Source organism: Opitutaceae bacterium, assembly GCA_015075305.1.
Taxonomy (GTDB): domain Bacteria; phylum Verrucomicrobiota; class Verrucomicrobiia; order Opitutales; family Opitutaceae; genus UBA6669.
Genome location: JABTUS010000005.1, coordinates 89367 through 104090, shown reverse-complemented (window position 1 = coordinate 104090; position 14724 = coordinate 89367). Strand labels below are relative to the sequence as shown.

The following is a 14724-nucleotide window of genomic DNA, read 5'->3' as shown; positions in this document are numbered from 1 at the left end:
GATGGTTGCTGACAGGCAGCAAAGCGGGATTGAAAGCAAGCCAGCGAGATTTAGCATTCTTCACTGTGGAATCGCAACCGGAACCACCACTCAGTTTTGAAGCCTCCCTCTCACGGCTCGAATCAATCGTCGAGTCGATGGAGGGCGGCGACGTCCCGCTGGCGGACCTTCTTTCGCGCTTTGAGGAGGGAAGCAGACTTTTGAAAACCTGCGAAGATCACCTCAAGGATGCCGAGCTGAAGATCGAGTTGTTGAAAAAGCGAAGGGATGGAGTGTCGGCCTGTGTGCCATTTGAGGACGAATCCACGGGCACCCCAAATGACGCTTAAGTGCATGCATGCTGAATTCTCCCGTCGATGAATCCATCGCCCGCCGATTCTCCGGCATCTTCATCACCCCTGCTTCCTGGCATCCACGGCCCGTCTGATGTCAAGAGCCTCGCACTGACGCAGCTCTCCCAGCTTGCCGCGGAAATCAGGGAGGAAATCATTTCCGTGACGGCGCAAAACGGAGGGCATGTCGGTCCCAATCTCGGAGTCGTCGAGCTGACGCTGGCTCTGCACCGCGTCTTCGACTCGCCAAACGATCCGTTCGTATTCGATGTCGCGCACCAGGGGTACATCCACAAGCTTCTGACAGGGCGCGGCGGTGAGTTCTTCCGCAAATTGCGTCACTCGGGCGGCGCAAGCGGCTTTCTCACCAGAAGCGAGAGCCCGCACGACGCGTTCGGTGCAGGGCACGCGGGGACGGCATTGAGCGCCGCGCTTGGTATGGCCAGCGCCCGGGATCTCCGGGGGACCAATGAACACGTGGTCGCAATCTGCGGCGACGCCGCTTTCACCTGCGGGGTCACTCTTGAGGCTCTCAACAATGTCGTCTCCTCGACACGCCGGCTGATTGTCATCCTCAACGACAACGAATGGTCGATAGCGAAGAACGTTGGCGCCATCTCAAGGTACCTGAACCGACTCTCAACAAACCCAACCTACAACCGCATTCATCAGGATCTGGAGAAATTCTTCACGTCCCTTCCACGCGGAGCGGAAATGAACCGGCTCTACATGAAATGGAAGCGTGAAACGAAGGACTTCTTCGTCGAGTCATCGCTCTTTGAAAAATTCGGTCTCCGCTACCTGGGACCGATTGACGGACACAACCTGGACGAGTTGATCAAGAACCTTGAGTTTGCAAAACAGCTCGAAAGTCCGGTCATTCTCCACGTTCTCACCAAGAAGGGCCAGGGATTGAATGCGGCGATCGCACATCCGGAACGGTTCCACGGCCTTGGCGCCTTCGACCGTCTCACCGGAGAAAGCAGAAAGTCAGCGCCCAACGCCCCACTCAACTATCAGGATGTCTTTGGACAGGCTCTCGTCCAAATGGCCAGGACGGATCGTCGGATTGTGGGGATAACCGGAGCGATGCCGAGCGGCACGGGACTTGCGCATCTTGCCAGGGAATGCCCGCGCCAGTTCTTCGACGTGGGGATCGCCGAGGAACACGCGGTCACATTCGCGGCCGGACTTTCCACACGCGGCATACGTCCGGTAGTCGCGATCTATTCGACCTTTCTTCAACGCGCCTACGACCAGATCATACACGATGTCGCCCTGCAGAATCTTCCCGTTGTATTCTGCATGGACAGGGCCGGGCTCTCACCGAATGACGGGCCGACGCATCACGGCCTGTTCGATATCGCCTACCTGCGGTGTGTGCCGAACGTCACGGTCATGCAACCCAGGGACGAGGACGAACTCGTCGACATGCTCCACACCAGCCTCACACTGGATGGTCCGGCTTTCATCCGCTATCCCCGCGGCGCTGGTTGCGGTGTGAGCATCAAGGAGACCCCGGCCGCACTGCCTGTCGGGCATGCCGAACTCCTTCGCGAAGGCTCGAACATCATGATCTGGGCATTGGGCAACCAAGTCCAGGATGCCCTGGAACTGGCGGATCGCCTCGCGCGCGATGAGGGATTGAGTGTGGGTGTCGTCAACGCCCGTTTCGTGAAACCGCTCGACCGCACCCTGCTCCTGAGCCACGCCGCCTGCATACCACTGCTCGTTACCATGGAGGACCACGTCCTTTCAGGCGGCTTCGGCAGCGCCGTGCTTGAAGTGCTCCAGGAAGCCGAATGCACCACTGCTGTCGAGCGCATAGGCTGGCCGGATCGCTTCATCGATCACGGCAGCACGGTCGCCGCCCTTCGCGAGGCGAATGGTCTGTCGCCCGAAGCCATTTTCCAGCGCGTGCGCGCACGCTGGCGAAACCGTGACTCCGCCTCTGTTGAGGCGTCGACTCTCTGAAAATTCGGCGGGGGAACCGTGGCCGCCGATGCGCGGGGACCACGTTCGCCTGCATTCAACCTACTGGGTGGGCAGGACAATGGTGTTTGTCACATCGACTCCATCGCGAAATATCCTGCCCAGAAGCAGGCTTGGTCCTGCAATCTGACCACTCGAAGACATGCCCGCACGGAGCCGCAGCCCGCTGATTCCCTCAGCGAGAACCGGCTTCTGGTTCGGCTGAAACAGTCCGCCGCCAGTGATGCCTACTTCGGTGGTGTTCGAAACCGCAAGGACCGGCAACGCTGCCGAGAAGGCCGCGATGTCACTCAGGAAAACCGTCGGCGACGCCACCCCTGGCGCCCAGAGCCCGGTGACTCCCGTCGTAGACTCGAACCGGCCGTTTCCAAATCGGATGCCACCGATGCGATTGTCCCCTGAACGCACGGCCAGTGCGCGAAGCGTCGCCCAACCCTCATAGGTCACACCTTGCTTGATGACCGCGGGATTCGTTGCGGATCCCACTGAAAATGCCGCGACGTAGGTCATCTCGTTGGAATTCGCGAGAACAAGCGTTGCCTGGCCCTTCATGTAAGTGACACCGGGTTGGTTGTACATGGCGGCTTCAGCAGGTCCCGATGCATTGGCGAGCGCCAGAGTGAGTGTCCCCTGCCCGGACATCTCGACCTGGACGATGTCTCCCTGGGGATCGACAAAGGAAATTCGTGATATCTGCCCTGCATCAGCCGTTATCGAGCCGACATCTCCACTCATCACATGTTGATCATAGATGTTGCCGTTGGGATGCACGATGTTCTGCCATTCAGGGCGCGTGGATACGGCACCGGCCGTCTTGGCGGAAATTGTCATTGCGACAATTGCGGGGAGGCTGAAGGTCGAGCCACCTCCATTCGTCAATTCGACCTGGTAAATGCCCACCTGGCCGGGTTGCACTGCCGGAAGATCCAGTTTGGCGGAGTTGGCGCCCGTCACGAGCTCGCCATTGCGCCACCAGCGATACGAAAGCGTCGACGGCTCATCCGGACTGGTGACTTCGAGTGTCGCAGGACTTCCCTGGGCCACCGTCACGCTCTGAGGCTGGAGCGTAACCCTCGGCGCCGGCACGATTGCCAGATAGGCCTCCTGGCTTCTGACGCTTCCAACTTCGTTTGTGATCACGACGGTATAAGTGCCGACATCCTGCTGCCCTACGGCAGGAATCACCCATTGCGATGTCGTCGCACCAGGAATGTTTCCATAGTCCTTCTGCCATTGATAGGTGAATGGCTGCGTACCGGTTGCCTCGACCGTGAATGTCGCCCGGCCACCAGCGAGCACGGCCACAGTGGCGGGCTGACGCGTGATGACCGGCGCAGAGACAACACGCAGGACAATTGGCGTCGTCGTCGCCGAACCAACGGCATTGCTCACCTTGAAAGTGTAGGTTCCCGAGTCCTCAATCCTGATGATTGTAAACCGGAGACTCGGCTGCGTCTCGTTGGGCAGCAGCACACCGTCCTTGTACCAGGCAAAGGAATAGGGCACCGAACCCGTGACCTGCACATCAAGCGTGATGGTCCTGCCAGCGAGGACGGTCTGGGACGTGGACTGCGAAACGATTGACGGCGCCTGCAACACCTCCACATCCGCCTCATTGCTTGTTGCGCTCCCGACGACATTGGACACCGCCACGGTATACTTGCCGTCCTGCGCGATCGTTATGTTCGCAAGAACCAGCGTCGATGCCGTGGATCCAACCAAGGGTACGCCATCCTTGAACCATTGAAAGGTCAACGGCGGGCTTCCGTTTGCAACTACCGACAGTTCGACTGTGCTGCCGGCGGCAACCAGCTTGTTTGCCGGATGCGTGACAATCGACGGCGGTGCAAGCACCGTAACCTGGGAAGGCGCGCTGGTTGCTGAGCCAGCGACATTCGTTACCCGGACAGTGTAGTTTCCCGAGTCGGCCAGCTTGAGGGATGTCAAAGTCAGCTGGGATAGAATCTGCCCATTGACAGGCACTCCATCATGAAACCACTGGAAGGATAGTGGCGGAGTTCCTGTCGCCTCTGAATCGAGCGTGATCGACGCACCGACTGCCGCAATCCGATTGGCCGGGGGCCGGGCAAATCCAGGCGCCACGGGATTCGCCACCGAGCCCGGCAGAATGATCGAGATTTCACGATGCGCCATCGCTCCATTTTCAAACAAATCAACCGTTACCGCATGCGAACCTGCCTGAGTGAATTCGAGCGTGGCCTCAGTTCCATTTGAACTGACAATGCTTGGGGATCCAGGCCCGGATATCTGCTGCCAGACGGCACTGAGGCTGGACGAGGGAAGGCGTCCATCAGCCATGCGGAGGCCGACCACGGACTGTGTCGCCGAAGCTGACTTGACGTAGATTTCCCATTTCCTGAGCGATTCCACCGTGCCTGCCTTTGCCAGAACCGCAATTTCCTCGCCTCCCAACTGCCGTCCGTAAATTCGGACGTCGGCAAGGCGTCCCTGCAATGCACGGGTTCTCTCTTCATTGTTTCCAAGGAAGCCATCGCCGGTTGCCAGATCGATCACGCCTTCCGCTCCGGCTTGGGCGGCCACATCCAGTTCCTTTCCGTTCAAGTAAAGGCGCGGCAGTTCCCGCGCACCCTTGGTTCCGTCATACGTGGCAGCCATGTGGTACCAAGCTCCCTCGGCGACGAGGTTTCTGGGGGAATACCAGACGCCATCGGTGCCGGACCAGTTTGCGAGAAACTTGACCGTCCCAATGTTGGGGTCCGCATTCGGAGAAGTGTCCATTCCGGCAAAGAGATAATAGGCAGGAAAATGAATCAGTCGTGGGAAAATGCTATTGCCCCGTCCGTCCATCCTCACCCAACCCGCCAGAGTCACCTGATTCGGTCCGGGAGCGGCAAACTTCATGGTGGAGACGGTCCCGTTGAAACGTAGAGCACTATCTCCATTTGGGCCGGAATCCCGGGTTGGCCCATCCAGCATCGTGCCATGCCGACCCTGTCCGGAGCTGTCCTGCGGAGCTCCCGAAGCTTCATCAAATCTCCATTGCGCCATCAGTTGCGTCGAACTCACGCTGCTCGAGGCTCCCACGAGGATGTTCCGGTAAAGTCTGGCCTCCATCCCCCCTGAGGTGGCTGTCGCTGCGACCCGATAAAGACCAGCCTGGGAAAACAACGCGGCGACGCGGTTGTTCGTCAGCGTTGAAAACGCGACATTTCCCGGACCGGACACCTTGGTCCACACCACGGGAATCTCCCCCTGTTCCTCCCCATTGTGAACGCCGGCTCCGCGGGCGGCAAGCATGACGCTTTGCGAAGGCGACTCAACAGCATACAACTCGGCGGTCGGCTGCGGCGCTGTGATGACCGGAAGGCTCACACCTGGGTTGATCAACGCCTGCAGATCCAGCCGTCCTCCACTGACAACCCGATTTGCGAGGCCCGGCAGCGCCTTTGCAGAGGATATCAACCGCGCCTTGAGTTGTGTCGCACCCAGAGACGGTTCAGCCGACCGCAATAGCGCAGCCGCTCCGGCCACCATGGGTGCCGCCATCGACGTGCCTTCCTTCACACCGTAAAGATTGTTCAGGACAGTGGATAGTATTCCGGTGCCGGGTGCGCCAAGATGCACGCTGCTCAGCCCCCAGTTTGAAAAGTCGGACAGGGTGTCGCTCAGGCTCGTCGACGCCACACCGATGATGTTCGAGAGTCCGAAGCCGACCGGATACAGCAGACCCGTGTTGTCTATGTCCCGGCCATCGTTCCCCGCCGCCGCCACAAACAGTATGTCTGCATCGCGAGCCCGGACAATCGACTCGCGTTGCATCGTGTTTGGAAATGACGACGTGTAGGAATTGTTGACGACCACGATCGGCACGCCCCTCAGCTTCAGGTTGGTCAGGTAGTCGAGCGCCTGGATGATCGCTGAAGTCGACAGCGTGTTGTTTCCCGCCCTCAGTCCGATGATCTTGACCCTCTGCGCCACGCCAGTGACTCCGATCGCATTGTTTCCAACTGCACCGATGATTCCCGCCACGTGAGTGCCATGGCTGTCCTGATCGGTCGGGTCGTTGTCGTTGTTGGCAAAATCCCATCCATGGAGATCGTCGACAAGTCCGTTGGCATCATCATCCAGTCCATTTCCCGATTCAGCAGGGTTCTGCCAGATGTTCGCCGCCAGATCAGGATGATTCAAAGTAATCCCTGAATCAATGATCGCCACTATCACATTGTTTGATCCGGTCGTTACCTCCCAGGCCGATGGAGCTGCCACCCTTTCGAGTCCCCAGAGCATCCGCGGATCATAGTCGCTGGGTCTTGCATCGGAGAATGCGACGTGGTCAGGAAGCGCCTTCCAGCCGGGTTCCCCTGTGGCAACGCGGAGAAGAGCCTCCGGAACCGAATCGAGATGCAGCGGTTCCGGAACCATGACTCGAACCGCCGGGGAGAATGCATACTGGGCGGCCGGTTTGAGCCCCAAGGCATTCAGTCTCTGGGCAAACTGCTCCAGCGAAACCCCGGAAGGGCGTTCAACAATCACACTGTCCGCAAGGTAATAGGTCTCCTCTACCAGGGAAACGACACCGCCCTTCGTTTCATAGACCAGATCCGCCCGCACATTTGGGAAAGGCCCGTCAGTCTGGATCCACTGACTCCAACGTTCACGTCCTGGTCCAAGGCTTTCCAGTCGCTCGTCGCGCACCTGACCGTGCGGAAAGCGTTTGCTGACGACGGCCGATCGTGGCGAATCAATCGCCTGCGTCGGTGCATTCAGCACTCCAGGCTTCGACGAGCTTGTCACATTCCGCAGATCAGCCCCATCTGAGTGGCGATCCGCATCTCGATCGCCCAACGTTGCCGGGGAAATGGGATTGGTTCGAACCTCACTCCAGTGCTTCGTGATCGTCCACGCGCCAACGATCGCCACCACAATTGCAAGGATCCGGACCCAGGGAGAGCGAAGATTCACGGGATGACGCAACAAGGCTTAGCGCATTTTGCAAGCGCGGGGCTTTTCCCCGGATGCGAATCGCCGGCGACATGACGCCTGATGACTGCCGCAACCATTCTTGCTGCGAGATGATGATGGTGAAGTAGATAGGGCATGACAATGAACGGCTCGAAAAATCGGTTCGCACACTTGATACGATGCCCGCGACCTCAAGGATTCACATTCATTTTTAACTCCCAAACTCACCTTCGCTCAATTGCCACACAGCCTCAAGCTCCGTAACAGGCCCACGAACTTGACGGTCGCTCAATGAGGTGCTGACTGCCCTGCTTCCATGATTCGCATCCTGCTACCGCCGAACATCGAGTCTGCCGCGGCACGGGATGCCATCCCGACAAGGATCGAGCTTGATCTTCAGAATCCTCCGAAGGCCGAATTTCTTCCCGCCTTGGCGGCATTGCAACGCTTCGGGGCCCGGCCCGGCCCTCTTCTCTTCCTCCAGCTGAACCGGGCTCAGCTCGGCGAACTCACACGACTTCTCCGGGGAATGCCCGTATTTTTCAAGCAGACGGCGCCTTCCATCCCTCTCGCGTGGATCGGTCACATCCTTCGCGGAGTCAGCGAGCTTCTCGATTCCGGCCAGAATACCGTCGCACAGGCGTCTCCTCCGAAGACGAAGCCCCCCGCCTTCGGTTCCAGGGAAAACCCGCGCATTCCCAATGCCTCCACAACCGATTCGCACGCATCAGCCGCGACGGTGGATGGTTCGGAGCACTTCCTGGCGTTCACGCTTCCGTCAAGGGATCACGCCTCCCATGCAGCCGTCCTCGAGCTCCTCAAGACTTCAGGATTCACCCTGGAACCCTCGAACCGCAAATGGTGGCTGCGCGATCGATTCCGTGTTCTCAATTTTCTGGCGGCTCACGGAACCACCCTTCGCAACGATTTCCGCGTCCAATTCACCGAAAATTTTTCAAGGAACACCGCGCACCTGCATGCGACCGAAATTGTGACGGACACCACTGAGGGTCGCGACGGATTCTCGGTCACGCTGGGCCTGCGTGCGGGCATGGTCGCGGATTCCTCCCTCCAATCCGCCCTCGCCTCGAATCGCGGCTACGTCGAGGCCGATGGAAAGATCTATCTGCTGGACCCCGCATTGTTGAAGAGACTTTCGGACGCGCAGCGCGCACTTTCTGGGGAGGCCGGTCCACATGCGCCAGTCTCCCGGCGGGTGCTGCGCCTCGGGCATGCGCACCTGGCGGAAGCCCAGGGCATTCTCGAGGAACTCGCGCCCGGATTCAGTCCGCCGTCCACGTGGAGGCTGCGCAGCGAAGCGCTGCGCAACCTCAGCCTGCTTCAACCTGTTCAACTGCGGGAACCGCTCGACAGCCTGCTCCGTCCCTATCAGCGCCTCGGTGTCGCCTGGCTGACTCATCTGCGGCGGCACCAGCTCGCCGGAATTCTTGCGGACGAGATGGGCCTCGGAAAAACTCTCCAGGCACTCGCGACGCTTTCCTCAGCGGTGGAGGAAGCCAGGACCGGGGGATCGAAGGCCGGCACCAGCCTGGTCGTGTGCCCGGCGTCACTCCTGGAGAACTGGCGCCGCGAATGCCTCCGCTTCGTTCCCCACCTCGCCGTGCACCTGCATCACGGTGCGACCCGCCTGGCCGATGCCGGACAACTGCGCGGCTTCGACGTAATCCTCACCTCATACGGCACCCTGGTGCGCGACCGCGAAGTCCTTTCCGCAATCGAGTTTGCCTACATCGTGGCCGATGAGGCGCAGCATGTGAAGAACCGCCGCTCGCAGAACGCCCAGGCCCTGCGCGCGCTGAAAAGTCGCGGACGCTGCGTGCTGACCGGCACACCCCTGGAGAACTCCCTCGACGATCTGAGATCGCTCTTCGAATTCCTCATGCCCGGATTTCTCAAGCCGATTCCCCCAGGCACCCGCGGCGACGAACGCGCCTGGCATGATGAGCGACTCCGCTCGCAGACGGCCCCGTACATCCTTCGGCGCACAAAACGCGCGGTGGCGGGCGAACTGCCCGAGAAGATTGAACAGGTCGTCTGGTGCGAGCTCTCACCGGAACAGGCCGCGATCTACGGCCAGGTGCGGGAACGGACGGAACGCGACCTGCAGGCCCTCGAGGCCGGCGGCGCCTCCGAGCAGGCACTTCGCATGGCCGCGTTCACCCAGCTTCTCCGGCTTCGCCAGGTCTGCTGTGATCCACGTCTCCTGGGAGGGAAATCCTCGCCCAACGAAGGCGAGGGGGATTCCGCCGCCACGTCCGCCAAACTCGGCGCCTTCCGCGAACTGCTGGCCGAGGCCTTGGATGACGGCCACCGGCTGCTCGTCTTCTCGCAGTTCACCACTCTGCTCGCCCTCCTCAGGCAGGAACTGGACGCCCAAGGCATCCCCCATGCCTATCTGGATGGATCCATGACTCCGCAGGCGCGCCAGAAAGAGGTCGACCGCTTTCAGGAGGCGTCGGACATTCCCGTCTTCCTGCTCTCCCTCAAGGCCGGCGGCACGGGACTCAATCTGACCGCGGCCGACACCGTTGTTCATTTCGACCCTTGGTGGAATCCCGCCGTCGAGGCGCAGGCAACCGACCGGGCCCACCGCATCGGACAGCACCGCGTGGTCACGAGCTACAAGCTGATCTGCTCGGGCACCGTGGAGGAAAAGGTGCTCGCCCTGCAGGATGAGAAACGGGCCCTGCTTGCCGGGGTCTTTGAGGCCAGCGACGCAGCATCTTCCAGGCTTTCCCTCGCGGATCTGCGCGAGCTTGTGCGCGCCTAGTCCACTCCGAAGAGCTGCTGAATCAGTGTCAGGAGGTCGCGCCCCGGAACGGGTTTTCCACGCTGCGAAACAACGAGCGATTTGCAGCGATGCACCTTCGCGAGGGCCGCGTCGTGCCCGATGATCCGGACCTCATTGCCGCGGTAACCGGACACTTCCATCGAACTCAGCGCCCGCCAGCGAAACGGCAGTCCGGTGCTGTCCGTTGTGATCTCCCAGCCCGCCACAAGACCCTCGGGCTGCCTCACGACAAGATCGGGGTATCGTCTGGCGAAATCCGGATATCGGTGTGTCGCGATTCGAAGTGTCACCGCTGGCCGGCTTCCCTGCAGATACTGCAGGAATGTATCCACTTTTCCAGCACGATGCTCATTGAAGAAATCCAGGGCGTCGAAGCCCATGAGATTCATTCCGTTCCAGAGCCCGTGCTCGTTGCGGCTGCCGAACTTCCTGCGATCGTACCAGGCTTGAAACCCGCTCGTGACCATCAGGCCGAACTCAAAGTGAAGGTGCGCACGCTCCCGGGGAATGGTGTAACCGCCCGCGCTCCGCCCCATCACACCCAGTGTCTGCCCGGCGACAACGGCATCCCCTGCCTTCAGGCCGTCCGCGATCCGGGCCAGATGCGCGTAGAGCGAATAAACGGCTGGAGTCGCTCCGAGATGCTCGATGACAACATAACGGCCATAGCTGCTGTCCGCCGCATGGCTGTTCACGTGTCGCACGACCCCGCCAAGGACGGCGGAAACGGCGTCCGTCGGTTCGCCGCTGCGATCGCGCTTCAAGGGCTTGAGATCAATGCCCTCGTGAAATTGTGCGCCTCCGGTCCTCACGCAACCGAAGCAGCCGGACGATGCCTCACCGGATGATGTCGGCTGGATGAAATCCTCGATCGTCCTTCCATCCGACCAGGCGGAATTCGGAGTCGGCCAAACCAGTTGCATCCTCTCGGCGCAACGCGTTTTCCAACCCACACCCATCGTCGCCAGAACGGCGAGCATCCATCGTTTCGCACCCATCGCTCAGCGAGCCAGTTTGTTTCTGATGTCTGCGGACGTGCGTTTCAACCGTGCAACCAGATCTGGAAGTTCGCTGTCGGGCTTTTCCAGGAATATGAGGATCGTTCCATCGTCCAGCGGGCGATCGATCTTGCGCGCACCCACGATCTGGTCGTTGAGCGAAAGGACGAGGCGGCGCCCAGGCGCCGTACCTGTCAATCGGTAGAGGTCGCGCGCCGCAGCCGTGGTCAGGCGGACAAGCAGGCACTTCCCCATGGCGACCTGGGCAACCTCGGCATCCGTGATGTCGAACTCCATGATCACCGGTTTCGGATCGATGGAAATGAAAACCTCGCTCTGGGGGAGCGTCACCGGGCGCCCGAGTTCCGATGCACGCGATTCCACGAAAAAGCGCGCGATCAGCGGTTCGTGGGGCTCGGAAACCTGCCGGTTCGTCTGGCAGGACGCCAGCATCGCGCCCATTGCCGCGACCACCAGGGACATGACGATTCGAAATCCGCTCATGAATGAACCGATTCGAACGCGCCCATCACCTCGGTGGCAACCGCATCTGCAAGCAAACGTCCACGATCCGTCAGCGACCATCGAGCTTCCGAAATCCTGACCAATCCATCGACCTCAAGTCTCGCCATCATGTGTTCAACCGCCCGCCTTTCACCCAAACCTTCGACCGCTTCCGGGAACCGTTCGATCAACTGCCGCCAATCCACGCCCGCGTTCATGCGCAGGCCGAATATCAGGGCGTCCTCAAGCAGGTTTCGATCGGCCAGCACGCAGCGGTCCTCCGTCATCCTTATGCCCCGTCCGATGTTTTCCCGCCACACTTGGAGGTCACTCACATTGGTTCCCCGCACGCCTTGATGCTGGGATGCGGCTGACGGCCCCAGGCCGATCCATGCTCCCATGCGCCAGGTGTTCAGGTTGTGCAGGCATGTGTGCCCTGGGCGGGCGAAGTTGGACACCTCGTACTGGGCGTAGCCGGCCGCTGCAAGGGTGCCCCAGGTTGCGAGATAGAGATCCGCCTCACGTTGTTCGCTTCGCTTAACCTTGCCCTGCGAGAGTTTCACCCAGAGAGCCGTATCCTCCTCAAAGGTCAGACAGTAGGTCGAAAGGTGGTCGGGCTGCAATGCGATCGCCTCGGCAAGGTCCTTCAGCCAGTCGCTCTCCGACTGCCCGGGCAGCGCGAACATCATGTCGAGGCTCACGCTGCGAAACCCTGCCTTTCGCGCCCGCTCATAGGCGCGCAAAACCTGCTCTCGCGTATGTTTTCGACCAAGGGAGATCAGCAGGTCGGGCTGCAGACTTTGCACGCCGATGGACAGTCGCGTCACCCCGATTTCCTTCAGCGCTGCAAGTCGTTCGACCGTGACCGATCCCGGCGCCAGCTCAACCGTCCATTCCACAGCACCGGCTGCGCCTGGAATCGTGTGGACCAGCCTCCCCAGGTGGCGGAGCTGATCGGCCGAAAGCAGACCGGGCGTGCCGCCACCCCAGAAAACCGTGCCTATCGGCTCATCCCAGTCCACCATAGCGATTTCCGCTTGGATGCCTTCGAAAAATTCCGCGATTTTCCTGGCGTCCGGCTTCACCTGATAGAACGCACAAAAGTCGCAGGTTGAGGCGCAAAAAGGCACGTGGACGTACAATCCTGGCAATGCAAACTCACTCATTGCCATGGAAGAGTGTTTGTGTTGCGTTCCCATCCGATATTTCTCCTAAACGACCAATGCACAACAGCCGCTTCCTTCACGCGAGACGAATTTTCCTCGGGCTCACCTCCGCCTTCAGCCTTTTCCTCTTCACCGGCTGCGATGAGGTCAAGATCATCGACCTCACGCCGTCGACGCTCGCCGAGAATCCGTCCCAGATCTACACGTTTTCAATGCGCGCGACCCCCAAGAGCTCCGCGATTGTCGACGGAAGCGTCTCGCCGACCGTCATCATCGCTGGCAGGAGCCACGCGATGAAACCCAGTGCGCTGGGGCAGGATATCTACGAGTTTGAATACCCGCTGCCTCCAGGCGCAAGCAAGCTGGCCTACTACTATTTGGTCAATTTCCAGGTAGAGAGCAGCGGCATCGTCACACCGCGGGAAGCCTACACTCCCGTCAGAACCTTGGATATCGTTGGCCGCTATGTGCTGTCCCTCGAGGTCAATCGCGGACCGGTGGGTGCACGCGTCAGTGTCCTCGGCCGCGGCTTTACGCCACAGGATGTTGTCTACTTCGACAGCACGCCCGCGCGAACGGTCTTTGAATCGCCGAATGCCCTAGGCGTCTTTGTCCCCGCTGTCGAGCCCAATCGCAACTACCGCGTCTCCATCGGAGGAGCCAGCGGCAACTCTCCAGTCGGCACCTTCCGTGTCGACAGCGGAACCGTCAGCGTCATGCCCACCTCCCTTTCCCTGCGCGGCGGACAAACCCAGACCCTTACCTTCACTCTGCCCAATGCAGCTCCTCCCGGTGGACTCCTCCTCGACATCACAACGGATGTTCCGGAGAGCGTCATCATGCCGGAAGTGCTCGTGCCGGAGGGACAATCCACGGTCACGGTCAACGTGCAGGGTGGACGCCCCGGAAGCGGCAGCCTCTTCCTCAAAGGCTACGACACCGGCGAACTGACGATTCCCGTTTCCGTCCAGTAGCTGGACGGAAACGTGTCACAGCAGTCCCGCACCTCGTGTGCGCATCCCAGCCACCAAGCCTGGTTGAGTCACTTGGCCACGCCGGGCAGGTCGATTGAAACCACGACCGGACGGTGATCGCTGGCTGCGGCGACGTCCGGTCCGTCAGGAATGCGCGCGGCCCCGGGGCTGATGTGTCTCATGAGCGCCCGGGAGGCCAGCATCAGATCGACGCGATCGTAGGAGTCCTCCTTCGCGTAGCGATAGGTCCATGCATCGCCATCCTTGTCCGCCGCCGGCACGAGGTCGGCAATGATGGTTTTTCCGCGCCGCAGGAACGCGCGCACGGGGCGCGAGGCCTTGTGATCGTTGAAGTCACCAAGAATGAGAAAAAGATCGCGCTCGGGATCGGGGTGATTCTCCAGGATGCGATTCCGCATCGCCGTCGCCTCGCCCGCCCGCCTCCCCGCCGATTCCGGATCCTCCGGGGTGTCCGTATGCCGGCTCTTCAGGTGCACGCCAAAAATGCTCAATCGATGCGATCCGAGGCGATACTCCAGATGAAGCAGACCGCGCTTCGCCGACTCCTGCCGTGCAAGGTATTTGAAGGTCAAATCGGTGTAGTCGCTGAAGGAATGCGGCTCGCTGCGCGACAATACGGCCAGATGGCGGTCGGGGTCCGCGGCCGACATCACATGCGCAAACCCATAGCGGAGCCCCTCCCTCGCCAGGTCCTCCTGCAGTTCGGCCAGAAACGGTCGGGGCCCCATTTCCTGGAGTATGACAACATCGGCGTCGATGGCCCGCAGCACACGCCTGAGCGAGGCCTTCGCATCCTCAGGCTTCGGGTAGGCCCTGCGAAACACGCCGTCGACCATGCGGTCCGCCAGCGTGTAGTTTTCGACGTTGTAGGTCGCCACCGTGAAGCCCGCGACGTTGCCTGCGACCAATGCGATCGCGAGATTCAGGAATCCCCGAAGGCGGGGTTTCTTCATGCATTTCACGGAGAAACGGGGAACCCTC

Annotated in this window: 9 protein-coding genes; 4 read left to right on the top strand and 5 right to left on the bottom strand. The window is 60.6% G+C overall.

Translation table 11 applies throughout. The features are described from left to right. Positions 1 to 137: 137 nt before the first annotated feature. Together xseB and HS122_10960 are read left to right on the top strand one after the other, a co-directional pair. On the top strand, positions 138 to 329 hold the full coding sequence (xseB, locus tag HS122_10965) for an exodeoxyribonuclease VII small subunit (GenBank protein MBE7538921.1): 192 nt from the start codon (positions 138 to 140) through the stop codon (positions 327 to 329). A gap of 27 nt (positions 330 to 356) precedes the next feature. Further along, positions 357 to 2306: a 1-deoxy-D-xylulose-5-phosphate synthase gene (locus HS122_10960; protein ID MBE7538920.1), complete on the top strand. Its 1950-nt coding sequence runs from the start codon at positions 357 to 359 to the stop codon at positions 2304 to 2306. Positions 2307 to 2366: 60 nt separating this feature from the next. Here the strand turns inward: HS122_10960 and HS122_10955 are convergent, their stop codons facing one another. Further along, positions 2367 to 7268, bottom strand: coding sequence for an immunoglobulin domain-containing protein (locus HS122_10955; GenBank protein ID MBE7538919.1), 4902 nt, complete (start codon positions 7266 to 7268; stop codon positions 2367 to 2369). A gap of 316 nt (positions 7269 to 7584) precedes the next feature. Here HS122_10955 and HS122_10950 point away from each other — a divergent pair, with 316 nt between their 5' ends. Further along, the gene (locus tag HS122_10950; protein MBE7538918.1) at positions 7585 to 10059 is read left to right on the top strand and encodes a DEAD/DEAH box helicase; all 2475 of its coding nucleotides are present in this window, start codon (positions 7585 to 7587) and stop codon (positions 10057 to 10059) included. On the opposite strand, the gene HS122_10945 is transcribed toward HS122_10950, so the two are convergent. Genes HS122_10945 through hemW form a run of 3 tightly spaced genes read right to left on the bottom strand, consistent with a single transcriptional unit; the run spans position 10056 to position 12754 of the window. Next, positions 10056 to 11039 carry a M23 family metallopeptidase gene (locus HS122_10945; GenBank protein MBE7538917.1) on the bottom strand — a complete coding sequence of 328 codons (984 nt, stop codon included), beginning with the start codon at positions 11037 to 11039 and terminating at the stop codon, positions 10056 to 10058. The genes HS122_10950 and HS122_10945 overlap by 4 nt on opposite strands. Positions 11040 to 11081: 42 nt before the next feature. After that, positions 11082 to 11582 (bottom strand): hypothetical protein, encoded by a 501-nt coding sequence (locus HS122_10940; protein ID MBE7538916.1) that lies wholly within the window; start codon positions 11580 to 11582, stop codon positions 11082 to 11084. Beyond that, positions 11579 to 12754 carry a radical SAM family heme chaperone HemW gene (gene hemW / locus HS122_10935; protein ID MBE7538915.1) on the bottom strand — a complete coding sequence of 392 codons (1176 nt, stop codon included), beginning with the start codon at positions 12752 to 12754 and terminating at the stop codon, positions 11579 to 11581. Before hemW ends, HS122_10940 begins: the two co-directional genes overlap by 4 nt. Before the next feature lie 50 nt (positions 12755 to 12804). Between hemW and HS122_10930 the strand changes: the two genes are divergently transcribed. Then, complete coding sequence (locus HS122_10930) at positions 12805 to 13722, top strand: cell surface protein (GenBank protein MBE7538914.1); 918 nt, start codon at positions 12805 to 12807, stop codon at positions 13720 to 13722. 68 nt (positions 13723 to 13790) lie between these two features. On the opposite strand, the gene HS122_10925 is transcribed toward HS122_10930, so the two are convergent. Beyond that, positions 13791 to 14696: an endonuclease/exonuclease/phosphatase family protein gene (locus HS122_10925; GenBank protein MBE7538913.1), complete on the bottom strand. Its 906-nt coding sequence runs from the start codon at positions 14694 to 14696 to the stop codon at positions 13791 to 13793. Positions 14697 to 14724 lie beyond the last annotated feature (28 nt).

What these genes read in the sequence shown, in the direction of transcription:
- HS122_10930 (MBE7538914.1), top strand. Translation starts at nt 12,805, where the DNA reads ATGCACAACAGCCGCTTCCTTCACGCGAGACGAATTTTCCTCGGGCTC.
- xseB (MBE7538921.1), top strand. Translation starts at nt 138, where the DNA reads ATGGAGGGCGGCGACGTCCCGCTGGCGGACCTTCTTTCGCGCTTTGAG.
- HS122_10950 (MBE7538918.1), top strand. Translation starts at nt 7,585, where the DNA reads ATGATTCGCATCCTGCTACCGCCGAACATCGAGTCTGCCGCGGCACGG.
- HS122_10945 (MBE7538917.1), bottom strand. Translation starts at nt 11,039, where the DNA reads ATGGGTGTGGGTTGGAAAACGCGTTGCGCCGAGAGGATGCAACTGGTT.
- hemW (MBE7538915.1), bottom strand. Translation starts at nt 12,754, where the DNA reads ATGGCAATGAGTGAGTTTGCATTGCCAGGATTGTACGTCCACGTGCCT.
- HS122_10940 (MBE7538916.1), bottom strand. Translation starts at nt 11,582, where the DNA reads ATGAGCGGATTTCGAATCGTCATGTCCCTGGTGGTCGCGGCAATGGGC.
- HS122_10925 (MBE7538913.1), bottom strand. Translation starts at nt 14,696, where the DNA reads ATGAAGAAACCCCGCCTTCGGGGATTCCTGAATCTCGCGATCGCATTG.
- HS122_10960 (MBE7538920.1), top strand. Translation starts at nt 357, where the DNA reads ATGAATCCATCGCCCGCCGATTCTCCGGCATCTTCATCACCCCTGCTT.